The 22806-nt window shown below is 39.1% G+C and carries 28 protein-coding genes; all 28 read right to left on the bottom strand.

The window, feature by feature from the left end; genetic code table 11:
* Nucleotides 1–15: 15 nt before the first annotated feature.
* Nucleotides 16–600, bottom strand: a complete 585-nt coding sequence (locus GM661_RS02835; RefSeq protein WP_230868653.1) for a flagellar basal body L-ring protein FlgH — start codon at nucleotides 598–600, stop codon at nucleotides 16–18.
* Between the two features lie 13 nt (nucleotides 601–613).
* Complete coding sequence (gene flgA / locus GM661_RS02830; protein ID WP_230868652.1) at nucleotides 614–1582, bottom strand: flagellar basal body P-ring formation chaperone FlgA; 969 nt, start codon at nucleotides 1580–1582, stop codon at nucleotides 614–616.
* 23 nt (nucleotides 1583–1605) lie between these two features.
* On the bottom strand, nucleotides 1606–2397 hold the full coding sequence (gene flgG, locus GM661_RS02825; protein WP_230868651.1) for a flagellar basal-body rod protein FlgG: 792 nt from the start codon (nucleotides 2395–2397) through the stop codon (nucleotides 1606–1608).
* Nucleotides 2398–2491: 94 nt separating this feature from the next.
* Complete coding sequence (flgF, locus tag GM661_RS02820; protein ID WP_230868650.1) at nucleotides 2492–3241, bottom strand: flagellar basal-body rod protein FlgF; 750 nt, start codon at nucleotides 3239–3241, stop codon at nucleotides 2492–2494.
* Nucleotides 3242–3255: 14 nt separating this feature from the next.
* Nucleotides 3256–3843 carry an endolytic transglycosylase MltG gene (locus tag GM661_RS02815; protein WP_230868649.1) on the bottom strand — a complete coding sequence of 196 codons (588 nt, stop codon included), beginning with the start codon at nucleotides 3841–3843 and terminating at the stop codon, nucleotides 3256–3258.
* Nucleotides 3836–4345, bottom strand: coding sequence for a DUF6115 domain-containing protein (locus GM661_RS02810; RefSeq protein ID WP_230868648.1), 510 nt, complete (start codon nucleotides 4343–4345; stop codon nucleotides 3836–3838). Before GM661_RS02810 ends, GM661_RS02815 begins: the two co-directional genes overlap by 8 nt.
* Before the next feature lie 27 nt (nucleotides 4346–4372).
* Nucleotides 4373–4687 carry a hypothetical protein gene (locus GM661_RS02805; RefSeq protein ID WP_125988006.1) on the bottom strand — a complete coding sequence of 105 codons (315 nt, stop codon included), beginning with the start codon at nucleotides 4685–4687 and terminating at the stop codon, nucleotides 4373–4375.
* 13 nt (nucleotides 4688–4700) lie between these two features.
* Complete coding sequence (locus GM661_RS02800; RefSeq protein ID WP_230868647.1) at nucleotides 4701–6539, bottom strand: DUF342 domain-containing protein; 1839 nt, start codon at nucleotides 6537–6539, stop codon at nucleotides 4701–4703.
* Nucleotides 6540–6553: 14 nt separating this feature from the next.
* The gene (locus GM661_RS02795) at nucleotides 6554–7321 is read right to left on the bottom strand and encodes a sigma-70 family RNA polymerase sigma factor (protein WP_230868646.1); all 768 of its coding nucleotides are present in this window, start codon (nucleotides 7319–7321) and stop codon (nucleotides 6554–6556) included.
* A gap of 35 nt (nucleotides 7322–7356) precedes the next feature.
* Nucleotides 7357–7683 (bottom strand): hypothetical protein, encoded by a 327-nt coding sequence (locus GM661_RS02790; RefSeq protein ID WP_230868645.1) that lies wholly within the window; start codon nucleotides 7681–7683, stop codon nucleotides 7357–7359.
* Nucleotides 7684–8346, bottom strand: a complete 663-nt coding sequence (locus GM661_RS02785) for a flagellar brake protein (RefSeq protein ID WP_230868644.1) — start codon at nucleotides 8344–8346, stop codon at nucleotides 7684–7686. It abuts the gene before it with no gap.
* Nucleotides 8347–8390: 44 nt separating this feature from the next.
* Nucleotides 8391–9254 carry a MinD/ParA family protein gene (locus GM661_RS02780; RefSeq protein WP_230868643.1) on the bottom strand — a complete coding sequence of 288 codons (864 nt, stop codon included), beginning with the start codon at nucleotides 9252–9254 and terminating at the stop codon, nucleotides 8391–8393.
* The gene (locus GM661_RS02775) at nucleotides 9247–10314 is read right to left on the bottom strand and encodes a flagellar biosynthesis protein FlhF (RefSeq protein ID WP_230868642.1); all 1068 of its coding nucleotides are present in this window, start codon (nucleotides 10312–10314) and stop codon (nucleotides 9247–9249) included. The genes GM661_RS02780 and GM661_RS02775 overlap by 8 nt, the downstream gene beginning before the upstream one ends.
* Before the next feature lies 1 nt (nucleotide 10315).
* Nucleotides 10316–12394 carry a flagellar biosynthesis protein FlhA gene (flhA, locus tag GM661_RS02770; RefSeq protein ID WP_230868641.1) on the bottom strand — a complete coding sequence of 693 codons (2079 nt, stop codon included), beginning with the start codon at nucleotides 12392–12394 and terminating at the stop codon, nucleotides 10316–10318.
* A 28-nt stretch (nucleotides 12395–12422) separates the two neighbouring features.
* On the bottom strand, nucleotides 12423–13490 hold the full coding sequence (flhB, locus tag GM661_RS02765) for a flagellar biosynthesis protein FlhB (RefSeq protein WP_230868640.1): 1068 nt from the start codon (nucleotides 13488–13490) through the stop codon (nucleotides 12423–12425).
* 18 nt (nucleotides 13491–13508) lie between these two features.
* A complete protein-coding gene (fliR, locus tag GM661_RS02760) occupies nucleotides 13509–14294 on the bottom strand; it encodes a flagellar biosynthetic protein FliR (protein WP_230868639.1) in 786 nt (261 codons plus the stop codon).
* Nucleotides 14295–14305: 11 nt separating this feature from the next.
* Nucleotides 14306–14575: a flagellar biosynthesis protein FliQ gene (gene fliQ, locus GM661_RS02755; protein ID WP_125987988.1), complete on the bottom strand. Its 270-nt coding sequence runs from the start codon at nucleotides 14573–14575 to the stop codon at nucleotides 14306–14308.
* A gap of 14 nt (nucleotides 14576–14589) precedes the next feature.
* Nucleotides 14590–15357 carry a flagellar type III secretion system pore protein FliP gene (gene fliP / locus GM661_RS02750; protein ID WP_125987986.1) on the bottom strand — a complete coding sequence of 256 codons (768 nt, stop codon included), beginning with the start codon at nucleotides 15355–15357 and terminating at the stop codon, nucleotides 14590–14592.
* On the bottom strand, nucleotides 15350–15697 hold the full coding sequence (gene fliO, locus GM661_RS02745) for a flagellar biosynthetic protein FliO (protein WP_230868638.1): 348 nt from the start codon (nucleotides 15695–15697) through the stop codon (nucleotides 15350–15352). The genes fliP and fliO overlap by 8 nt, the downstream gene beginning before the upstream one ends.
* A 20-nt stretch (nucleotides 15698–15717) precedes the next feature.
* Nucleotides 15718–16908 carry a flagellar motor switch phosphatase FliY gene (gene fliY, locus GM661_RS02740; RefSeq protein WP_230868637.1) on the bottom strand — a complete coding sequence of 397 codons (1191 nt, stop codon included), beginning with the start codon at nucleotides 16906–16908 and terminating at the stop codon, nucleotides 15718–15720.
* Nucleotides 16886–17893, bottom strand: a complete 1008-nt coding sequence (gene fliM, locus GM661_RS02735) for a flagellar motor switch protein FliM (protein ID WP_230868636.1) — start codon at nucleotides 17891–17893, stop codon at nucleotides 16886–16888. The genes fliY and fliM overlap by 23 nt, the downstream gene beginning before the upstream one ends.
* Nucleotides 17894–17905: 12 nt before the next feature.
* Nucleotides 17906–18343, bottom strand: a complete 438-nt coding sequence (locus GM661_RS02730; RefSeq protein WP_230868635.1) for a flagellar basal body-associated FliL family protein — start codon at nucleotides 18341–18343, stop codon at nucleotides 17906–17908.
* A gap of 5 nt (nucleotides 18344–18348) precedes the next feature.
* Nucleotides 18349–19083 carry a flagellar motor protein MotB gene (locus GM661_RS02725; RefSeq protein ID WP_230868634.1) on the bottom strand — a complete coding sequence of 245 codons (735 nt, stop codon included), beginning with the start codon at nucleotides 19081–19083 and terminating at the stop codon, nucleotides 18349–18351.
* Nucleotides 19076–19879, bottom strand: a complete 804-nt coding sequence (locus tag GM661_RS02720) for a motility protein A (RefSeq protein WP_230868633.1) — start codon at nucleotides 19877–19879, stop codon at nucleotides 19076–19078. Before GM661_RS02720 ends, GM661_RS02725 begins: the two co-directional genes overlap by 8 nt.
* 5 nt (nucleotides 19880–19884) lie before the next feature.
* Nucleotides 19885–20088, bottom strand: coding sequence for a flagellar FlbD family protein (locus GM661_RS02715; RefSeq protein WP_125987974.1), 204 nt, complete (start codon nucleotides 20086–20088; stop codon nucleotides 19885–19887).
* 140 nt (nucleotides 20089–20228) lie between these two features.
* Nucleotides 20229–21806 carry a flagellar hook protein FlgE gene (locus GM661_RS02710; RefSeq protein ID WP_230868632.1) on the bottom strand — a complete coding sequence of 526 codons (1578 nt, stop codon included), beginning with the start codon at nucleotides 21804–21806 and terminating at the stop codon, nucleotides 20229–20231.
* A 108-nt stretch (nucleotides 21807–21914) separates the two neighbouring features.
* Nucleotides 21915–22307 carry a TIGR02530 family flagellar biosynthesis protein gene (locus tag GM661_RS02705; protein WP_230868631.1) on the bottom strand — a complete coding sequence of 131 codons (393 nt, stop codon included), beginning with the start codon at nucleotides 22305–22307 and terminating at the stop codon, nucleotides 21915–21917.
* A 15-nt stretch (nucleotides 22308–22322) separates the two neighbouring features.
* Nucleotides 22323–22790 (bottom strand): flagellar hook capping FlgD N-terminal domain-containing protein, encoded by a 468-nt coding sequence (locus tag GM661_RS02700; protein WP_230868630.1) that lies wholly within the window; start codon nucleotides 22788–22790, stop codon nucleotides 22323–22325.
* Nucleotides 22791–22806: the final 16 nt, after the last annotated feature.

Raw genomic sequence — 22806 nt, 5'->3', positions numbered from 1 at the left:
CTCCCCCTTCTTAAACTAAAAAATCCAGTTTAAAATCCTTTGGAATATATTAGGGTGTTGTTTAGCAGAAATTATACCTTCACCCTCAAATTCAATCCGTGCATTAGCAATCTGCTGGGAAGAAATAGTATTATCGTCCTCATTGATATCTTCAGGTCTAATAATACCACTCAAACTTATAAGCTGTTCTTCTCCATTAATATGAACTGTTTTATTACCAACTATTTTTAGTGTCCCATTTGGAAACTTATCTACCACAAGGGCTGTAATATTCGCTTCAAACTCAGCAGTTCTTTCTGTCTTACCATCTGCATTATCAGCATCAGAATAATTATAACTAAAGGGATTAAGAAAATCAAGAATTCCCACACCGGTTCCACCACTAATACTATTACCCTGACTAACACTGGTAGTAGCACCCTGAGTTGCCTCTACCTCTTCATCAATAAGGACTGTCACCACATCACCAACAATAAATTCTTTTTCCTTATCTTGATAAATATCACCAGCACTATCACTCCAAAGAGAAGTCGCTGCTGCTGGTATAGTTAACAAAAGCAAAAAAAGTATTAATAATAAAGAAAATAGATATTTCTTCATCTGAATCCACCCCCTATTGTTCAAGTCTAACTAAATGAGGATTTATAATCATCGCCTTAAAACGACGTCCAGTTTTCAGGTTTTCCACAATGATATACTCACCCTTTTTCCCTCTTTGGCGTGCTTCAACTTTTGTTGTTACCATAATAGCTCCCATCTTAATCTCAGCAACAATCTCATCTCCAACTTTAACAATTATCGGCAGGTCAAGATAATCACTAGTTAAGACAGCACCTTTAGGAATATACTTACTTACTTTGCCGTATTCAACCAGATGGTTTTCTAAATCAGTAATTAATTCTCCCCTAAAAGCATTTACCTGACTGGTTTCTAAAGAAAAATCACTCTCCCGTATTTTTTCTCCTCTAAGTATCCTTCGTTTAGCAATAAAGACATCCTGTAGAATACTTACCTGTAGTCTAATAAAAATATTTTTATATACTGCCCCATCGATAATAATTTTAACTTGTAAAGAAATATCACCACTTAATGATTTATTCCTAGGCATTACAAACTCAAGTTGATAATTTTTAGCCGGAACAACAATATTAGGTGGAATAAATTTCTCCTTTATTGTTATTCTTTCAGGGGGATATGCCAGTGATTTAAGCAAAAATTCTTTTGCCTGAGCAAGTATTTTTTTGCTGGGAATTTGATAACTAATTGTTTCAACAATAACACTTTCCCCCATCATAAGCTCAATATCTGGTATAGAAAAACCTTTGTCTTTTAACAGCAAGATAATCTGTCCCCGGGGAATCTCTCGTGAATACCCAGGCAGGGTAGCCTTACCCAATTTTATAGAGGAAAGCCCCATTAAGTCTTTTCCTGTCAAGCCTTTTATAGTAGCAATATCCCCTAATTCTATCCATGATTTATTGATAACTACCCTATCAGGTATGGTAATAATTACACTTGCCTCAACAGTTCCACACAAGACTATTGCAAATATAATAACAGTGATTATATGCTTAAGTCTCATTAATTTACTCATAATTTACTCAATCATCGCTTTAATTGATTGGCAGTACTAAGCATATCATCAGCTGCTTGGATTGCTTTAGAGTTTATCTCATAAGCCCGTTGGGCTGCAATCATATTAACCATCTCTTCTACAACCTTTACATTAGACATCTCTAAAAAGTTCTGCTCAATGCTACCATAACCTGCTGAACCAGGGGTATTAACCACAGGATCCCCAGAAGCAACAGTGGCTGTATATAGGTTGTTACCAATACTATTTAAACCAGCTGGATTAGAAAAACGGGCTAACTCAATCTGACCTAATTGCTCTGCTTCATCCTGTCCATCTATCTCAGCTGAAACAGTACCATCAGAGGTAATACCTATAGCACTGGCATCTTCTGGTATATAGATCTCTTCAGGGTAGATTGGATAACCATCAGAGGTAACCAGTCTACCAGTACTATCTTGGCTCAAGGAACCATCCCTGGTATAGGCTATTTCACCATTAGGCAGTAGCACCTGTAAAAAACCATCTCCCTTAATAACAATATCTAATGCGCCCTCAGTATTCTGCAGATCACCCTCAGTAAATATCTTCTGAGTCGCAGATATTTTAGAACCATGGCCAATCTCAATACCAACAGGTATCTCTGCACCCTGAGCATTAGTTGTTCCTGGTTGTTTAAGATTATGATACATCAGATCCTGGAAGCTAGCCCTACTCTTTTTAAAGCCAGTAGTATTAACATTAGCCAGGTTATTAGAAATAACATCAATATTTGTCTGCTGTCCATTCATACCGGTTGCTGCTGTCCATAATGCACTAATCACTTTAAATCACTCCCTGATATATTTGTATTTTCTTCTCTAGGACTGCTTCTGTCAATCCACAACCCCTTTCAGCTCCCTTAAAAGGTCCAGCTGATTATCCAATACTTCCTACACTATTAACTACTTTGTCTAAGGTACTATCATAAGCAGTAATAACCTTCTGATTAGCAGTATAATAGCGATTTGTTTCTATCATCTTAACCATTTCTTGAACTACATTTACATTACTGTTTTCCAGATAGCCCTGTCTTATTTGAAAATCTGCCAGTTCTTCTTCCCCTGCTACTTCACTAGTATAGAGATTATCACCTATCTTAGTAAGCTGATCAGTATTAGGAAAATTAACAACTAAAAAGCTGTCCCCTCGCAAATTATCAAGATATAATTGGCCACTACCATCTATTTGGATATTCCTACCGGGGATAGTCTGCATAGGTCCTTCTTCCCCCATAACCAAATACCCTTGATTAGTCACAATCTGTCCATTATCATTTAAAGTAAAATTACCATTACGGGTATATCTAATACCCTCAGGTGTCTCTACCACAAAATAACCATCACCGTCAATAGCTAGATCCAGCTCATTACCTGTTGCATATAAAGAACCCTGAGTTAAATCTGTATATGTTTCCTGAAGTCTGGTACCTGTTCCCAGGGAACCAATCGCTCTTGGTTTTTTATCTTTTTCTATTCGGGAAATCAACATCTCTGGAAAAGACTCCTGAATTCCTTCATCCTTTTTATAGCCAGTTGTATTGACATTAGCCAGGTTATTGGAAATCAGGCTCATTTTATTCTGATTGGCTAACATACTGGAAGCAGCAGTATATAATCCTTTGATCATCTTTTTTCACCACCTTATTTTATTAATATTTTTGTTAAAATATCAGCAACACTACTATTATTCTTAAAGCTGTAACTACCAGCCTTAATTCTGGTTTCAATATCAAAGAGCAGTAAAAGCTGTTTGAAGTCCTGGTAAGTCATCAAATTACTCTCCTCAAATATCCGGGCAACCTCCAGTCCAGAACTACCCTCCGGGATAAAGATATTAATTGTATCACCTTTCCCTTTATTATCTTTAACACTGCCCGTAATTGATTCAACAGCTAAACTAGCAGAAAACTCATCTTTACTAAAATAATTTTCTAACAGTTCAGGTTTATTCTGAATTGTCAATAACAATGCTGAGTCTATGATTTTTTCCCTTGTCTTAACTACTTCTTTTTTATCCCTTTCCTGTTCTTGTTCTAACACAGCCGATTCTATTTCATCAGCTGTTCGAGAGTCAAACTCCACCACCGGATTCTCCTCTTTAAGCTGAGGTCCTCGCTCCAGAAGGTAATCAAAACCTGTAAAAGAGAAGACACCTGCAAGCAGGATGATAATACCAGCAGCCAGGATCATATCAGGGATAATTTCCTTAAGATAGCCATTTTTAAACAACAGAATCTTCCTCTTTCCTGTATAGTTTTAAAATCAAGCTGGTTTCCCTGATACCCAGATCCAGCTTATGGGCAATATCTTCTACAGCCATTCCCTTGTCAGCCAAGGCAAATACACTACTATATTTGCTATTAGTCTTCTCTATTTTTTTAGAACTAATCTTCCCTTCTTGACTATTTTTCAGTTCCGTTTTCCCCTGAAAATTATCTGCTAATAATTTCTTGAAATTATTATCTACCGGCAGCTGTTTTGTCTGCAAAATAGCTGGCTCAGTATCAATCAGTTTTTCCCTGATCTTCTTTTCTTTCAGGGCAATTGATTCGAGTAAACGGTCAAGCTCAGCATCTATTTCCCTCAATTTATTGGTCCGTTTAAGATATTCATCTGTAAATTCCCCATCTACTGACGGCCGTTTCCTGTCCCTGGATTTAAGTTGTTGATATTTGAGGTATCCCCCCATAATTATCAGTAAAACCCCTACAATTATTAATATCCACGGCATATATAATCAACCCCTGAAGGGAAACACCTATACTTTAACATCGATAATACTCCCCTTATCACCATTCTTCTTTTTTAATTGTTTTTCCTTTTTCTTATGATCATCTTCCTCTTTAGCCTCTTTATCTTGTGAGCCCTGTTTTTCCTGATCCTTATCCCTGATCCTACTTTCTGCAGTCTCCTCATTTTCATTAATACGCTGTTTTTTTAGTTCTTCCTCTATCTCCATCTCCTGATTGGCAAAGTGCATTTCCTGGCCTGCCTGTACCTGTTTCATCTGCTGAATCTTTTCTACCCGTAAAGACATAGGTATATTGGTATTAGGATTAATAGGCTGAGTCATTCTCTTTCACCACCTATACTGGTACCTGGGTAATATCCCCTTCCCTTTCAATAAAGCTGGTAGCGTTCATAGGATTATAAACATTAAGCTGCGATTTTCCAATACTTATACTGACACCCGGGTATATCTTCCTATTTACTATAATCCTGCCACCATCAACATTGTCAAATTTCTCATTTAGCTGTTTCACTTGAGCCTTTTTCTCATCGATAGCATCCTGCAGTTTATTAGTTGTAGACTGCAGCCTAACATACATCAACTGTTTGGCCTGGGGAAGACTACCGGTCTGTTTCTTTAATTTTTCTAAAATATCAAGGGCTTTCAGGGATTTATCCAGATTAACCTTAGTTTCACTTATATCTTCTTCAAGTTCTTTAATCTTATTTTTTAATTCAGGGTCAATACCCACCTCAAGCTGGGTAGCAGTTGCCAGGTGGGAGCCAATAATATTGGCCTCAATTAAATTACTGGCCCTGGTAAGGCCACCTACCAGCAAACCCTTGTTCTGGGTTACTTCAACCGACTTTCCAACACTAATTTGACTGTGCATAATAGCATCTGTAACAATCAAACTCTGTTCAGTTTTGATGATACCATTTTCTATAAATTTAGCCTGTACATCCCCCTGAGCATGAATATGGTATTTGTTTTTTCCAACAAAACCTTTTTTTATGATCACACTACCACCAGCATCAATATGAGCAGCAAAGACATGGCCGTTTACTTCAACATTACCACTGGCCTTCACCTTAAAACCTTCCATTACATTACCCTTAACAACTACATTACCGACAAAATCTATATTACCAGTACTTAAATCCACATCACCATTAACCTCATAAATCGGTAGAACATTAATCTTATTCCCATCAACAACAACCTGACCGGCAATTGAAGCAACAAGGGTATTGTCATCCTTCCGTTCTACATTCTTACCCCCAGGTAATTCCTTATCTTTAGGTTCAGGCGGTTGTATTTCTTCTCCAGTAATGGTTTTACCAGGTTTACCTGGCTGCGGTGCTTCTTTGGTCACTAAAACATCACCGGGATTAACATTGGTGATAATACCAAGGTCATAGTAATCAATACTACCATCTTCCCGTTTAGTACCTATTGACTCCTTATTTTTCTCAAAATGATAGATGAATTTAGCATCACTACCCTCTACAGGGGGGCGTCCTTCGGCAATTAATAGGTTTTCTACCTCTTTATCCCTTTTAACCAGACTAGTTATCTTTTCTTCCTTAATACCAAAACTAATATTCTCTTCATTTAATATCCTGACTATATCATCAGTGGAGAGTTCTTTACCACCTAGGGGCGGAAAATAACTAATAAAGGCCCTTAACTTATCATCACTTATTTCAATTTTGAGTTCAGCATCTTTATCAAGTTCTGGCAAACGAGGAGCAATCTTTATCCATTCATCGTCTGCTTCATGGACTGCCTCCTGAACAAGCTGCCAGTCAATCTGTACGATCTCCTTTTTCTCCAGTGCAACTTTAACAGCCTGATATTTGACAGGATCGCCTTCACCTTCCGCGGGTATTACTTTCAAAAGTACACCCTCATCAGCTACCCTTATTTCAAAGGCACCATCCATCTGCAGGCCTTCTGTTGTCATATCAAGGATTTCTTCCTCCCGCTGGCTCAATCCTTCTTCATTAAAAGTAATCTGATAGACCTTTTTAGCACCAAAACCTAAGAAACCACCCTTTTTACCAACCTGTCTGACTTCTAACTGCTCAATATTGACTTCCAGCTCAGTCTCTAACTTAGCTGCCAGTTCCTCCCTGGCTAATTCCAGGGCTTTTTTTTGATTAGACGCTGTTACTCGAACCATTTCACTCATAAATTTTACCCTCCTTACAACAACTGCTCTTTCTTGCGGGCTAGTGAACCCCTCAGTCGATAAATAGCTTTTTTGTGAAGCTGGGAAACCCGGGCTGAAGACAGTTCCATAACTTCAGCAATTTCCGCCTGAGTGAGGCCTTCATAATAATATAAAGAAATAACCAATCGTTCAGATTCATTCAAATGTTCAATGGCCTCTGACAGTAATCTTTCACTGTTTTTTCTATGATAAACTACTTCAGGTTGACTCTTCTGGTCTTCCTTTAGTAGATCAAGTAATTCCACATCACCTATCTCTTCATGGACAGAAACCCACTGAGAGGAATAAATCTGATAATATAGTTTGCTGACCTTTTCTTTAGAGATATTAAGAGCTGTTGCTAGTTCATCAACAGAAGGGCGCCTGCCGTATTTCTGAAAAAATCTATCAGCAGCAGACTTTAATTGCTTACCCTCCCGGCGTACTGAGTGAGGCAGCCAGTCCAGCTTACGGAGATAGTCAATAATCTCTCCCCGGATCCTCCTGCTGGCATAGGTTTTAAACTTAATTCCCTTTCGGTAATCAAACTTATATAGGGCATCAATCAATCCTATTACCCCATAACTCTCCAGGTCATCCTGCTCTATAAAATCAGGTACAATCATCTTTAACCTACCAGCCTGGTATTTAACCTGAGGGAGATATTTAATAATTAATTCCTGTCGGGCAGCCTGGGAATCATTTTCTTTAAACTCCCGCCATAATTCTATCTCTGCTACTTCCTTATCCGCAAGTGGCATAACTTCTCCCCTCCATTCTTGCTACAAATTACTATTTATTCAACATTTTTTTCTCCACCAACACTCTCAACTACAGGTACTTCCAGGGGAGAAAAATCTGCTGCAGGCTCCACTACTGTACCTTCTTTACTACTAACTTCATTCTCTTCTACAACAGTTGTAAGTTCATCTTCTTCCTCTAGCACAGCAGTACTTTCCATAATTGAAATAAAAACAAAACTTATAACAGCTATTATTATTAATCCAACAATACCTTTAGATAAAATAATTTCTAGAGATAAATCCATTATAATTCCTGAAATAATAATAATTAAATAAGCAATTGTAGCCAACAGTAACGCTATAAATACCTTTTCCCTCATTTATAACATACCCCTCTGACGTAATTCCCGCTGATAATCAAATAACCAACTAATAATCTTTTCTCGAACATAGTTATCTATCTCCACAAATTTAATCCCAATTGCAATACCTTCCGGCAGGTCAAAAACATTAACCACCTTTGATATAATAGCCGTATCCTCCAGTTCTGGTATCTGTAGGAATAATTCCATCAGCCTACCCTTATGTATGTCATTATTACTATCTTTGACATGATCAAAAACCATTTTTAATCCCCCACCACTAATATCAATAGTTGTGGTCTCTTTTAACTCAGTAATTGCTTGCAGTTCCCTATCCAGCAGACGGTAAAATACTTTCTCTTTAACCTCTAAACGAAAGAATTCACGACGTTGGATACGCTGTTTAAGATCTGGGTAAGCAAGAACCAGCAGTGGGATTTTTCCCATTTCCCTGTCAACGATTTTTGTTTTATAGGCATAGGCAGCCATTTCTGCCGTAAAATACATTTCAACACCCATATTAATTCTTAAGGGTACTACCTCACCGTGGACAAAAGGAGCAGTTACTTTAATTCTACCACCACTAATATCAGATATTTTACTCAAGTAATTACCTTGAAAAGAACTATCTCTTACCACAAGTTCAAAATTTTGGTTAACCTCTAATTTGTGTTCACTCACCATCTATCACCCATTCATATTCATATCCCAATTATAGAATTCCCTTACTTAAATAAATTCAACAAACGACTCACAAATCCTGCCTTTGCTGGTAAATTTCTTCCTTTTTTTTCAAAATCCATCAGCTTCTGTCCTGCCCTTAAAAAGGCCTGTCCTGACTTACTCCCTGGATAAAGCTCTAAAAGGGCCTGCTGCTTTTTAACAGCCTGACGAATATGTTTATCAAATGGTACTAAACCTATTAATTCTACCTCTATACCCAGGTAAGCTCTAATTACCTTTTTCATCCGCCGGGTAACAGATTCACCTTCCTGTTGAGAATTAACCTGGTTAATTAACAGCCCAATATCACAATCCAGGCTGTGATTATAAAGGATCTTAATCAGACTGTAGGCATCCATAATCGCTGTTGGTTCCGGGGTTAAAACGATTAAGACCTCATCACAGACCGAAATAAAATTAATATTACTACTATGTATCCCGGCGCCAATATCTACTAATATTATATCATAAACTGCCCCCATCTGAGAAGAGACAGCAATAAGCCTTTTGACCTGTCTCTGGTCTATATTTAATAATTCTTCAACACCGGAAGTGCCTGGTAGTATATCTAGTCCACCTGGTCCCTGCAGTAGGGCATCAGTCAAGCTGCATTCACCATGTAATACATGACTGAGGTTATATTTGGCAGTTAACCCCAGTAGAACATCTATATTAGCCATTCCCAGGTCAGCATCCATCAGTAATACCCTTTTATTGTTCTTCCCCAAGGCCAGACCTATATTGACAGCTATATTGCTCTTGCCTACCCCACCTTTACCACTGGCAATAGCAATCATTCTACTACCGTTGTTTATCCCTGCTTTATCATCTACTTTTTTACGCAAGTTGGCTGCCTGGTCAAACATTAAGACCACCGGTCAGATAGCCGGTTAAAAGCTCCGCCCTGGCTGCTTCAAGATCATCGGGTACATCCTGACCAATTGTTATATAGGAATAGGGCAGTTTACTTATATTTTTTATATTGATAATATCCCCGTAAACACTGGTTTCATCCAGTTTGGTTAAAATAAGTTTGTCTGGTTTTAACAGGGAAAAACCCTTAATAACCTCTCTGATTATATTACTCCTGGTATTTAAACTAATCATCAGGTGTATTTCATCAACCAGCTCCCTCTTCAGTAAAGTCTTTAATTTACCAAGCTGGATGCCGTCTTTCCAACTGCTGCCAGCAGTATCTATTAAAATTAAGTCATATTTATCCTTTAAATCAAACCTGATCAGCTTGACCAGTTCTTGTTCATTATAAGCTACATGTAAAGGAATATTTATAATATCACTATAGGTCTGTAACTGCTGAACAGCTGCTATCCGGTAGGTATCTGTAGTGATCAGACAGACCTTTTTCCCCTCATCAAGTGTAAAATGGGCAGCCAGCTTGGCAATAGTAGTAGTCTTGCCTACTCCGGTAGGGCCGACAAAACCGATCACCTTTTGACTATCATCAGTTGAAATCAATTGACACTCACCAATATATTCCTGTAAAACAGCATCTAACTGACTGTTTATCTCCCCGGGAACTATTTTATTTTCTTTAATCACTTTGATAAATCCTTTAGCCAGTTCCTCATTTACCTCCTGCTGATTGAAGTGCTGATAAATCTCAAGTAATTCCTCTGATAAATGGCTTAAAAACTCATCATTCTGCCAGCTTTTATGTATCTCAGTAACCATATTTTTCAGGTCATTTATTTCCTGTAGGGCAAAATTATTATTATTCTGTTTAAATTCCCTTTTCTTTTCCTCTACACCAGCTATAATCTCTACCATCGTCTTAGTAAAAAAACCTAAGAAACCGCCTTTTTTAAACTTATTGGTATCAAGGATAATAGCCTCTGGACCCAGATCAGCTTTGACTTTAAAAATAGCATCCTGCATTGTTTCGGCAACATATTTTTTTACCTTCAAATTATTTCACCGTCCCTAGAACCTCTATATTAATATGGGTATCAAGTTCATTATATGAGATAACAACTAATTCTTTAAGTGAGCGAAAGGTTAGTTCCTTTAACGGTCTTCTTAGCATGGGGGCAGTTAATAAAATAGGGTCATGCCCCTGCTCCAGTAAAGCCTGTATCTGTGTTCCGATTTTTTCCAATAACTGCTGAGTCTGTGACGGCTCAAGGGTCAAATAATTACCCTGATCAGTTTCCTGTAAGGACTGTGCCAGTCTATCCTCTAACTGTGGATCCAGAGTTATCACATAAAGGGTACCATCACTGGCCTGATACATATTAGTAATCTGACGGGCCAGACCCTGTCTAACATATTCGGTAAGGAGTTGGACATCCTTGGTCTTAGGTGCATAGTCAGCCAGTGTTTCCAGGATAGCTACCATATTTTTGATCGGGATACCTTCCCAGAGTAAATTTTGTAAGACCTTTTGAATCTCGCCAGTTGTCATTAAATCTGGTAACAATTCATCAATTACTGCTGGGTAATCTTCTTTCAGTTTATCCACCATGTCTTTTACTTCCTGTCTGCCCAATAATTCATGGGCATGTTCCCTGATAATTTCTGTCAGGTGGGTCGCCATCACAGATGGAGGATCAACAACTGTATAATTAGCCATTTCTGCTTCATCTTTCTGACCCTCAGTAATCCAGATAGCTGGAGTGCCGAAGGCTGGTTCCTTTGTTTCAACACCCTTTATCTTTTTACTGGTCATGCCAGAATCCATAGCCAGATAATGGTCAGGTAGGATTTCATACCTGCTAAGTTCAACACCTTTAAGCTTAATCCGGTAAGTATTAGCATCCAGTTGAAGGTTATCAAGTATCCTGACTGCCGGGATAACCATTCCCATCTCAAGGGCCATCTGTCTCCTAACCATAGCCACCCTGTCCAGGAAATCCCCGCCCTGTTCCGGTAAAACCAGGGAGATCAGGTTGTATCCCACTTCTACTTCCAGGGGGTCAACCTTAACCAGACTCGTTAATTCTTCAGCCAGAGGACGCTGTGTCTGCTGTATCTCTTCTTCAGTAGCAGCAGTCTCTTCTTCCCTCACTACCCTTGTACTTAAGAGATAGCCTACCAGGCCAATAATAGCAGCCAGGGTTAAAAAGGGAACCGCTGGCAGACCAGGCATTAGTCCCAGTACCGCCAACACCCCGGAAGCAATAAAAAGGGCTTTAGGCTGGGCTGTTAACTGTCCAGTTAACTCCTCCCCCATATTCATATCAGAGGCTGCTCTAGTAACTACCAGTCCTGTGGCAGTAGAGATTAATAAGGCTGGTATCTGGCTGACCAGACCATCACCAACTGTTAAGAGGGTATAATTCTGGGCTGCATCTACCAGCGGCATTCCCTGTTGTAAGACCCCAATAACCAAACCACCGATGATATTAATAATGGTGATGATAATTGAGGCAATAGCGTCGCCCTTAACAAACTTACTAGCACCATCCATAGCCCCGTAAAAATCTGCCTCCTGCCGTATCTTCTCCCTTTCATGTTTAGCCTGCTGTTCATTAATAATACCGGCATTTAAATCTGCATCAATACTCATCTGTTTACCAGGCATAGCGTCCAGGGTAAAACGGGCTGCAACCTCAGCCACCCTCTCAGCACCCTTGGTAATAACGATAAACTGAATAACTACCAGGATAAGAAAGATAATCAGTCCAACTACATAATTACCACCAACCACAAAATTTCCAAAGCTGTTAATAACCTTACCAGCATATCCCTTTCCCAGAATAAGCCGGGTCGTAGAAACATTTAGACCTAGACGGAAGATGGTAGCAAACAATAGTAATGATGGGAAAACAGATAGGTTCAAGGGTTCTGTATTATAAATTGTGACCAGTATTACTACCATAGCAAAGGTAATATTGGTAGCCAGCATAATATCCATTACAAAGGCTGGTAGTGGGATAATAAACATAACAATAATCCCCACTACAGCCAGGGCAAATAAAATATCACTATTTGCATTCAATTGTTTAATTACTAAGTTTCTGGTACTGGATGTAGATGTAGATGGCACAGGATAATCCCCTTTCGATATATATTAATTAATATCTATGATTATTTTTAAATACAAAGGCTAGTACTTCAGCAACGGCCTGGTAGAGGTCTACTGGTATCTCATCACCTATTTCAGTTGCTGCATTTAGAGACCTGGCCAGTGGTTTGTTCTCCACTATCTCTATCTCAAACTCACGGGCCTTTTCTTTTATCTTCTGGGCTAGATACCCCTCACCCTTGGCTACTACTACCGGGGCATCCATGGTATCAATATCAAACTTCAAAGCAACTGCAATGTGAGTAGGGTTAGTGATAACCACATCAGCCTCTTCCAGGGCTTGAATCATTCTATTTAAACTCATCTGCAGCTGTTTCTGACGACGCTTGGATTTTATCTGGGGGTCACCCTCCTGTTCCTTGCGCTCCTGTTTTACTTCATATTTGGACATCTTCAAGTTTTTAGTATGATCATATTTTTGATAAATAAAATCAATTACACCCAGGATAATAAGAAAGATAATCACACTGATACCAACCCTGAAGATTAAATCAGCTATAAACAGTAGGGCTGGTTCAAATCCCTGCTGGGTTGTAGTAAGTAGCTTAGGCCAGGCTAGACGTAAATGGAAAAAAGTTATCAAGGAAATAACAAAAATTTTGGCCAGTGATTTCCCCAGTTCCATCAGTGCTTTAAGAGAAAACAATCTTTTAAAACCAGATATCGGATTTATCTTACTGAATTTGGGCAAGATTACCTTTGGTGTTAATAATGGCCCTACCTGAAGGAAACAAACCAGGCCACCTACTATAGCAGAGGCCAGCATTACTGGTGCTACCAGTTTTGCTATATAGACAAAGCCGTCCATCAAAAGGACAAAGACCGAATTCTTATCTAGCTCAGGAATACTATCCATAGAGATAATAAACCTCATTCTGCCAGCCATAGAAAACAACATTTCTTTAAAGGCAAAGTGCAAAACCAGAAAACTAGCTAACAGGGTAAAGGCTGTGCCCAGTTCCTGACTCCTAGCAACCTGTCCCTCTTCTCTGGCCTCTTTTAGTTTCTTCGGCGTTGGGGCCTCCGTCTTTTCACCTGTTGAACTGTCTTTGGCCATTATTCTCCCCCCTTTACCTTAACCCAGTAATTTTATAAGTTCAAATAATTGTTGATACATATTATAAAATAAGTCCTCAATATAGTACAGGGAGTAGTGAATCGATAGGATTAAAACTATAAAACCAATAATGATCTTCATCGGCAGTCCAATGATAAAGATATTCATCTGAGGCATCGACCTGGCTAAAAAACCAAAAATAATATCTGCTGCAAAAATTGTCCCCATAACAGGTAAAGCAATCATAATAGCCAACTGAAAAATCTCAGCAGAAACAGAGAAAATATACTTTAAGCTAGAAGCAGTAAAAACTGCCTCCCCCAGTGGGATAATATTATATGAATGATAAACAGCCCTGATTAAGATATGATGCCCATTAATAGCTAGAAACATTAAGATAGCCAGGGTATTTTTAAACTGACCAATAATTGGTGCATCAGAAGAGCCATTAATAGGATCCACAACCTTAGCCATAGCAAAACCCATTCTCAGGTCAATAAACTGTCCGGCTAGCTGAATAGCTGCAAATACCAGAAAGGAAATAAAACCAATACTTAGACCAACTGCTAACTCACGTATTACAGTCAGGACAATAAGTAATGGAAAGTCAGGTATGGCAACTGCCTGTGAATCCATCAATAGCGGCATAGTAATGAGGGCCAGAAAAAACACAAAGCCAACCCTTACCCGCCGTGGAATTACCCTACTTCCTAGAATAGGGGCAGATAAAAACATACCAATATACCTGACCATAATTAAGATAAAAACATAAGTATAATTGCTAAATATATTTTGAAGTCCCATTTACAGTCATCCTAACCGATTAACTGTGGTATTGAATTAAACAGCCTTGTGATAAAATCAACCATGGTCGATAACATCCAGGGGCCAAAAATGGCCATAGAAATAAGAACTGCCAGAATCTTGGGTATAAAGGCCAGGGTCTGTTCCTGAATCTGTGTTGTAGCCTGAAAAATAGCCACCAGCAGACCTGTTATAAGGCCAAATCCCAGCATAGGGGCAATAATCATCAAGACCACTGTCAGGGCATTTCGCCCAATATCAATTACAACACCTTGATCCATAATAATCACCTATTCTAATTAAAGGTATTAATCAATGATTCAATTACCAGATACCACCCATCAACCAGTACAAAGAGTAATATCTTAAAGGGAATAGAGATCATTACTGGCGGTAGCATCATCATCCCCATCGACATCAGGGTACTGGCTACAATCATATCGATCATTAAAAAGGGAATATAAATCATAAAACCAATCTGAAAAGCAGTCTTAAACTCACTGATTACGAATGATGGAATCAATACGTAAGTTGGTATATCATCACGATTATTAGGTCTTTCTATCTCAGCCATGTCAACAAAAAGTGAGAGATCCTTTTCTCTAGTCTGCTTAAACATAAATTCTCTGATCGGGCTAATTCCTCTCTCATACATGGTCTCTGTATCTATCTCCTGCTGAAGATACGGCTGTAAGGCATCAGTATTTACCTGCTGCCAGACAGGTGCCATTATAAAAACAGTAATAAAAATTGCTAAACCAATTAAAACCTGATTAGGAGGCATCTGCCTAGTTGCCATCGCAGTACGGATCAAAGACAGGACAATTATAACTCTGGTAAAAGAAGTAAGCATTACCAGAATAGCTGGCGCCAGGGATAGTACTGTTAAAAGTAATAATATACGCAGCGACAAGACCAGATCTTCTCCCTGGGTTCCCCCATCAGGATTACTTATTTCCAGACGCAGGTCAGGTAACTGAAATTCATCTGCCTGAACTGGCTGGGCAATTATTGAAATTAATAAAATAATCAAAGTAAAGGCTATTATATTTTTTCTAATCATCACTACCACGCCTATTGTCATTAATTATTTGCTGGAAGTATTCTTTAAATGAAGCCCTTTTTCCCATCTCATCTTTTAGCTCTGGAAAATCCTTGCTGTCCCAGGTCTTTAAAACACTGACCTTTTCATTACTATTACTTATTAAGAAGATAGTATTATGGACAGTAATCAAAGCAAGGCTTTTTTTGGGAGAAAGATATACCTGTTCAATAACCTTAATCTGCTTACCCTTACCACTCCTACTGATATTATTTTTCAAAAAGTAAGCCAGCAAATATATCAATCCCAGTACCAGTAGTAAATAAAAACTAATCTTGGCAATCTCCCAAGGAATATTCATTATCTATAGCTCCTTAATAACTAAATATTATTGATCCTGTCCATTGGGCTAATAATATCCTTGACCCTGAAACCAAAGCTCTCATCAATAACAACTACTTCACCTTTAGCCACTAACTTACCATTGACCAGTAAATCCACAGGTTCCCCGGCCAGTTTATCGAGTTCTACTATGGAACCCTCTCCCAGTTCCAGAATCTGCTTGATTGTCATCCTGTTCTTACCCAGCTGTACTGTAACCTGTAATGGTACATCTTGAATAAGTTCCATATTGTGTGGTAAAGGAGCAGCTGTATTACTATCAAAATCAGGAAACTGGGCCCTTTTAACACCAGTCTGTTCACCCTTTGTTACATTCCCGGAATTCGCCATCTGGCTCTCCCCTCCAGTTCTCATAGTATTACTATCAACACCTACTTTTGTTTCCTCTTGCTTATCATCTATTTCACCTTCAAGTATTTTCTCTTCATCAACATCCCAGTCCTTTGCTGCCAGACCGCTTTCGTGTTTCATTAGTTGAGCAACCAATCTTTTAGAGAAATCAAGTTTAGATATCTGTTTAAAACTACTATCAATAAGATCCCCCACCTTTAACCTAAAGGAGGTATCAACCAAAGGTTCTTCACTATCAAAATAGTCCTTGATTACATCAATAACCTCTTCTACCTCAATATATTCTACCTCTGGTGGAGAAATATTAACTACTTCATTAATAATACTCGACATAGAAGTGGCCGCCGAACCCATCATCTGATTCATAGCCTCACAAACAGCACTGAGATGAATATCATCTAAATCCTCTGTTACATTAGAGCCGTCACCACCCATCATTAAATCAGCAATAATAGCGGCATCCTCTTCTTTGATGATCAGGATATTCATTCCTTCAATACCCTCAACATACTCTACCTGTACCAGAACACAGGGCCGCTCATACTCAGCCATAATCTCAGTAATAGTAGACTGTCTCACATTAGGTGTGGTAATATCAACCTTCTGATCAAGTATTGTATACAGGGCAGTAGCGGCTGACCCCATGGCAATATTACCAACCTCACCAAGAACATCTTTCATATTATCTGTTAGCCCTTCTTGAACAGCATTATTCTCTGTGACCGATTCTTCCTGACTATCCTCATCATTAATTAAAGCATCAATCTCTTCCTGGGATAATAATTCTTTTCTATCATCATTGCTCATCGTCTTCTTCACCTTCCTCTCCCGTATCTACTACTTCAACCACCTTCATAGCCAGGTGTTTGTTGGCTTTCCCTGGTATACCTTTAAATTTAACATATTTACCTATTCTAATATCAATATTATCAGATGATCTCTTATCTAATTTTATAACATCACCCTTTTGAAGATAGAGAAGTTCGGAAACAGTTAACTCAGCCCCACCCAGTTCTGCATAGACATCAAGCGAGGTGCGTTTTATCTTGTTTTTCAAGGTATTAATATGCTGGGCGGTTTGTTCTGACCTGGTATTTGAGAACCACTGTTGGGCATTTAATTTCGGTACAATCGGTTCAATCATAATATAAGGAATACATATATTAATTAGTCCTTCACTATCACCTATTCTTGCCATCAAAGTAATCAGAATAGTCATATCATTACTGGGTACAATCTGGGTAAACTGGGGATTTGATTCGATATCCCTTAATACAGGATTAACCCTGACAATATTTTCCCAGGCTTCTGGAAATCCACTGAGGATCCAGTTGATTACCCTCTTAAATACAACCTTCTCTATATCTGTAAAAGGCCGGGAAGTAAAATTAGATTTCCCAAAACCACCAAATAAGCGGTCAATTACTGCAAAACCTATATCTGGATTTAACTCAAAAATAAACTGCCCTTTAAATGGTTCCAGGTCACTGATCCCAATTATTGTCGGTTCAGGTAATGACCTAATAAATTCCTCATATGTTATCTGTTCTATTGAAGCAACATCAAAATCAACCATTGTTCTAAGCTGAGTAGAAAGAATGGTAGTTAAAGACCGGGCAAGATTTTCATGAATCATCTGCAGTGTACGCATTTGTTCCTTGGATAATTTATCCGGCCGCCGAAAATCATAAGCCTTAACCGCCTGATTCTCAGTCTCTTTTTTTATCTCTTCAACATCAACATCCCCGGAGGAAAGTGCTGTCAGCAGAGAATCTATTTCATTTTGACTTAAAACATCAGCCATCTGTTTCTCCCCCTATTGTACAACTAATTGAGTAAACCAGACCTGGGTAATATCCCCTGTCCTCAATATATCATTTAACTTTGTGATCAGCCTATTCTTAATAACCCTGGCTCCTGGTTCTTCAATATCAGCAACCTGTTGGTCTCGCAGGATTCCGATAATACTATCTCTTACCTGTGGACTCCTTTTTTCCAGTTCAGTAATCACATTATCTGTACTAACCTCCACTACAATACTGGCTCTAATATACTGATAACCCCTGGTTCCAGAGAGATTAACTACAAAGTCACCCAGGGAATAAGTAGGTCCAATAGCATTTTCATTAAGCGTCTGTGAATTATCATTAGTTGTTATGAATTTCATAAAACCATAACTGGTACCAATGGCAATCACCACCATTAACAGGGCAATCCCTAGTATACTCTTAAAACTCAAACCCTCATTTGCCATCTTAATTACCTCCCTTCAAGGTCCGTATTATGTAATGTATTTAAGATTACTATTTCTATCCTCCGGTTCTTGGCCCGGTGTTCTACTGTATCATTCTCAAATAGTGGTCTGTATTCTGAATAACCGGCAGCCATTAACCTGGACGGCTCTATCGCTGTATTTTCCATGAAATATCTTACAACATTAGTCGCCCTGGTGGTAGACAATTCCCAGTTAGAAGGGAAGTCTGCATTGTTTATCGGCCAGTTATCTGTATGACCTTCAACCATAATATCATTAGGAATATCTTTTAGCAACTTAGCTATTTCATCCAGGAGGTTCTTACCACCAACCTTGAGTTCAGCCTTACCAACATCATATAAAACCTGGCCTGTTAATCTGACGACCAGTCCTCTTTCAGTTAGTTCCATCTCAACCCTGTCATTTAAACCCTCCTGTTCGATATAAGTACTCATTTCACCCATAACCTTATTAAAATTCTGGAGTGAGGGATTAAATCGTTGAGCAATATTACCTCGGGCAACAAGGCTTTCATCATTAATAGTTTTCCCACCATCTAGTACACCAAGCTGGGCCTGAAAGGCAGACATAAAGCCCTCAAACTTCTCAATATCCATTACTGAAAAGGAATAGAGGAGAACAAAAAAGACCAAAAGCAGTGTCATCAAGTCACTAAAAGTAACCATCCAGGCAGGTGAACCATTATTTCCTTCTTCTTTTTTTCTTTGTAATTTAGGCATTATCTCCCACCGCCATTGTATCCATCTCTGCCCCTGCTGACTGACCAGTATGAACATCTTCAGCCAGGAAGGCCCTCAGTTTTTCATCTACAATACGCGGGTTTTCACCAGCCTGAATAGAGAGAACACCTTCAATAATAACTTCCTTGGTCAAGATCTCATCTTCACTACGTTCCTTTAGTTTACCAGCTAAGGGAATAAAGAGTAGATTAGCCAGTAAAGCCCCATAGAGTGTTGTGATCAGGGCAACAGCCATACCCCCACCTAGTTTTGATGGATCATCCAGTTCACTAAGCATCTGAATTAATCCAATTAAAGTACCTATCATTCCAAAGGCCGGGGCCAATTGTCCCATTGTAGCCATAATACTACGTCCTTTACCATGTCTCTCCTCCAGAAAGGTAAGTTTAGTCTCCATAATATTCCTTACCAGTTCTGGATCAGTACCATCAACAACCAGCTGGATACCCTTCTGCAAGAAATCATCATTAATATTGACAACATCCTGTTCCAGGGCCAACAGGCCTTCTCTCCTGGCCTTTTCAGCAAAACCAACCATCAAATCAATAATCTCATCTGAATCTAATTGATGTGTTTGAAAAGCAATCCTGACCAGGGCAGGGATCTTCAATAGTTCACCCAGGGAATAACTAATCATTGTTCCAGCCAGGGTACCACCAATTACAATCAAGATCGACCTTAAGTTGTAAAAGATTATAGCATTCCCATCCATTACTATAGCCCCACCAAGGAGAGTAACCCCAAATATTATTCCTATAAGTGTAGCCAGGTCCATTTGTCTCACCCCTTTTCTATGCTAACATTAGAAAATATTTTTTGATGATAGTCTATTACCTTCTCTACTATATCATCTACATCATCCATTACCAGAATCTTTTTATTTGTTGTTAATGTGATAACTGTATCAGGGGTGGCCTGAACAGTCTCAATCAACCTTGCATTAACAACTATCTCTTCTCCATTTATTTTCTTCAATTTAACCATCTAACCACCCCTTTTTTTATTATCATTTACCTCTGGCAAATATATTTTGAACACTTAAATAGCACACTCTATCACAAGACTCGCTGGCAGAACTCAACACCAAGCTTGGGATTAAGTATCTTTAAGTGGAACTCAGCTTACTATCTCTTTAGATTGACCAGTTCCTGCAGCATCTCATCAGTGGTGGTAATTATCTTGGAATTGGCCTGGAAACCGCGCTGAGTAGTTATCATATCTGTAAACTGGTCAGATAAATTCGCATTGGACATCTCTAAATTACCAGCTACTATTTTCCCTCTACCTAGTGTACTAGCAGTACCAATCTGGGCCATACCGGAGTTCTGTGATTCAGAATAAAGGCTTCCTCCCTCTCTGGTCAGCCCAGCAGGATTAGTAAAACTACTTATGGCAAGCTGCCCCAGTTTCCTTTTTAATCCATTTGAAAAACCACCAATAAGTTCCCCGGCACTATTAATACTATAGGACTGCAGTGAACCCATCGAATGACCGTCTGCCCTCTTTTTTGTAACCGAAGTCTTATTCTCCTCCTCTTTAGTGGAGGCTGAACTCTGTGTTATCTCCGAGAAATCTAAAGTAACCTCCTGACCAGCTGCTGCTCCACCAGCAGGATCAAAGTTTATATTAGATGTACCACCACTACTAATAGTACCATCTGGATTAAAGGAAATACTACCACTACCACCAGAATTAATCGATCCATCAGAAACATCTACTGTATAATTCCAGCGGTTGTCAGCCGGGGCTGACATTTTTAAATCATCAGCATCAGCCAGGTCAGCTGCATCATAAGTACCAGTAGTAGTTAAAGTCACACTACCAGCACCTAATTGACCGTTTATAAAACCCTCTAATTGTGCTATTGTTGGTGCAGCTACAGAACTACCATCCCAATCACCAGTGAATGTAAAAGTCTTAGAATCTGGGTCATAGCTATAAGCTGGTCCTGTATCTGTATCGGCACCAAAGGCAAAAGTAATACCATTTAAATCAGCGTCAGGCGAACCAGCATCGGCCTGTAGCGTCCAGGCGCCAAAATCAATAGTACCAGTTGTTGGGGGTGACTGTACCTGACGCGTAAAATCAACTGTTACTGTATGCATTTCCCCCAGGGAATCAAATATATTGATCGTACTTGTCCAGTTTGTACCACCAGCGGTATTACTATCAAAGTTACCCTGAAAATAAGCATTGGCAGTGGCCTGTGGGCTCATTGTTGCCCCCACTGGAATTAGAAGCCCTTCAGGCTCACCACTGGTATTAATATTTCCGTAGTCATCAGCCATCCACCCCTGCATAATATAGCCATTAGATGAATTAACCAGATTACCCTGATTATCAGTGGTAAGGGCACCTGCCCTGGTATAGTAATTCTGACTGCCGTCATTAACTACAAAATAACCATTACCAGCAATGGCCAGGTCATCACCCCGACCTGTTGACTGCAGATTGCCCTGGGTAAGATCAGTATCAATACTCCCTAACATAACACCAAGACCAACCTGCTGTGGGTTCATCCCACCGCGGTTATCCTGAGCCGCTTTAGCACCCTGTAGTGTCTGACTGATCATCTCCTTAAAAGTAGCCCTACTGGCTTTATATCCTGTAGTATTAACATTTGCAATATTATTACCAACAATATCCATTCTAGTTTGATGTGCCTTAAGACCGGAAACACCGGCATACATTGAACGCATCATTTTTTAATTACGACCTCCTTCAAAATTTTAAACTGGCAGATATTATATTCGATAATACCCCAAGGCCCCCTGAATAGGTCCAGCCTTTTTCCAGTATTTTTATTTAAACTACATAAAAACTGCACTATCAATATTCGTAAAAACATTCTCTTTCAGATGGTGGTCATCAATAGCTGTAATGACCGTTTTATTCTCCACACTAACTACATAGGCCACCTGATTAACCATAATCAGTGACTCCCTTGAACCCTTCTCAGCAGCTTTAGCAAGGCCATCTTCTAGTTGGGATAGGTCTTTCTCACTGACTTCTATCCCCCTGGCCAGGAGGCGGTTCTGGGCATGTTTGGAAAAATCTACCTTAGATTTTTCATTTAAACGGGCTGTTAAAACCTCACTAAAAGAAACCCGTTTTTTAGCATCTTTCCTTTTTACTTGATTGGAATGCTGCTGGATTCTTGGTGTTCTCTGTAAGGGCTGTCTGCTTAAAATTCTATTATCCACAAAAATCACCCCTCTTTAATCATCATCTCCATCCCCATCTCCATCCCCATCATCATCTCCATTATGTATAGCCGTTATTCCATTAACATCTACTTTGGTTTTTTCATCAAAATAGGCATACATATTACCATCTTCAAAGGTTACCTTAACAACTTCACCCTTAATAGTCTCTCCTGTTTCAGGGTCAATGGTTTCAACGGTCTTGCCGATTAAGGAAGCACCTTCAGATAGCCCCTGAATCCTTAAAAATTGAATCATATTGGCATTCATATTCTCCATCTGTTCTAAGGAACTAAACTGGGCCATCTGGGAAATAAACTGGGTATTATCCATTGGATTTAATGGGTCCTGATATGACATCTGAGTTGCTAAGAGTTTAAAAAAAGCATCTCTATCCAGGTCATTACTATCTTCCCGTTTAACCTGATTGGAAGAACTATAATTATTATTAGTTGGGTCTACATTAACACTTGGTGCCGACATCTTTTCACCCCCTTTC

This window comes from Iocasia fonsfrigidae (genome assembly GCF_017751145.1).
GTDB classification, from domain to species: Bacteria; Bacillota; Halanaerobiia; order Halanaerobiales; family DTU029; genus Iocasia; species Iocasia fonsfrigidae.
Note: the sequence above shows the minus strand (reverse complement) of the source record. Positions and strands in the feature narration are given on the sequence as shown.

What these genes read in the sequence shown, in the direction of transcription:
- GM661_RS02780 (WP_230868643.1), bottom strand. Translation starts at nt 9,254, where the DNA reads ATGTTTGACCAGGCAGCCAACTTGCGTAAAAAAGTAGATGATAAAGCA.
- GM661_RS02805 (WP_125988006.1), bottom strand. Translation starts at nt 4,687, where the DNA reads ATGACTCAGCCTATTAATCCTAATACCAATATACCTATGTCTTTACGG.
- GM661_RS02835 (WP_230868653.1), bottom strand. Translation starts at nt 600, where the DNA reads ATGAAGAAATATCTATTTTCTTTATTATTAATACTTTTTTTGCTTTTG.
- GM661_RS02795 (WP_230868646.1), bottom strand. Translation starts at nt 7,321, where the DNA reads ATGCCACTTGCGGATAAGGAAGTAGCAGAGATAGAATTATGGCGGGAG.
- GM661_RS02720 (WP_230868633.1), bottom strand. Translation starts at nt 19,879, where the DNA reads ATGGACCTGGCTACACTTATAGGAATAATATTTGGGGTTACTCTCCTT.
- GM661_RS02700 (WP_230868630.1), bottom strand. Translation starts at nt 22,790, where the DNA reads ATGTCGGCACCAAGTGTTAATGTAGACCCAACTAATAATAATTATAGT.
- fliM (WP_230868636.1), bottom strand. Translation starts at nt 17,893, where the DNA reads ATGGCTGATGTTTTAAGTCAAAATGAAATAGATTCTCTGCTGACAGCA.
- GM661_RS02730 (WP_230868635.1), bottom strand. Translation starts at nt 18,343, where the DNA reads ATGGCAAATGAGGGTTTGAGTTTTAAGAGTATACTAGGGATTGCCCTG.
- GM661_RS02715 (WP_125987974.1), bottom strand. Translation starts at nt 20,088, where the DNA reads ATGGTTAAATTGAAGAAAATAAATGGAGAAGAGATAGTTGTTAATGCA.
- flgA (WP_230868652.1), bottom strand. Translation starts at nt 1,582, where the DNA reads ATGAGACTTAAGCATATAATCACTGTTATTATATTTGCAATAGTCTTG.
- GM661_RS02790 (WP_230868645.1), bottom strand. Translation starts at nt 7,683, where the DNA reads ATGAGGGAAAAGGTATTTATAGCGTTACTGTTGGCTACAATTGCTTAT.
- flgF (WP_230868650.1), bottom strand. Translation starts at nt 3,241, where the DNA reads ATGATCAAAGGATTATATACTGCTGCTTCCAGTATGTTAGCCAATCAG.
- GM661_RS02710 (WP_230868632.1), bottom strand. Translation starts at nt 21,806, where the DNA reads ATGATGCGTTCAATGTATGCCGGTGTTTCCGGTCTTAAGGCACATCAA.
- GM661_RS02725 (WP_230868634.1), bottom strand. Translation starts at nt 19,083, where the DNA reads ATGCCTAAATTACAAAGAAAAAAAGAAGAAGGAAATAATGGTTCACCT.
- GM661_RS02810 (WP_230868648.1), bottom strand. Translation starts at nt 4,345, where the DNA reads ATGCCGTGGATATTAATAATTGTAGGGGTTTTACTGATAATTATGGGG.
- fliO (WP_230868638.1), bottom strand. Translation starts at nt 15,697, where the DNA reads ATGAATATTCCTTGGGAGATTGCCAAGATTAGTTTTTATTTACTACTG.
- fliR (WP_230868639.1), bottom strand. Translation starts at nt 14,294, where the DNA reads ATGGGACTTCAAAATATATTTAGCAATTATACTTATGTTTTTATCTTA.
- fliP (WP_125987986.1), bottom strand. Translation starts at nt 15,357, where the DNA reads ATGATTAGAAAAAATATAATAGCCTTTACTTTGATTATTTTATTAATT.
- GM661_RS02800 (WP_230868647.1), bottom strand. Translation starts at nt 6,539, where the DNA reads ATGAGTGAAATGGTTCGAGTAACAGCGTCTAATCAAAAAAAAGCCCTG.
- fliQ (WP_125987988.1), bottom strand. Translation starts at nt 14,575, where the DNA reads ATGGATCAAGGTGTTGTAATTGATATTGGGCGAAATGCCCTGACAGTG.
- flhB (WP_230868640.1), bottom strand. Translation starts at nt 13,490, where the DNA reads ATGGCCAAAGACAGTTCAACAGGTGAAAAGACGGAGGCCCCAACGCCG.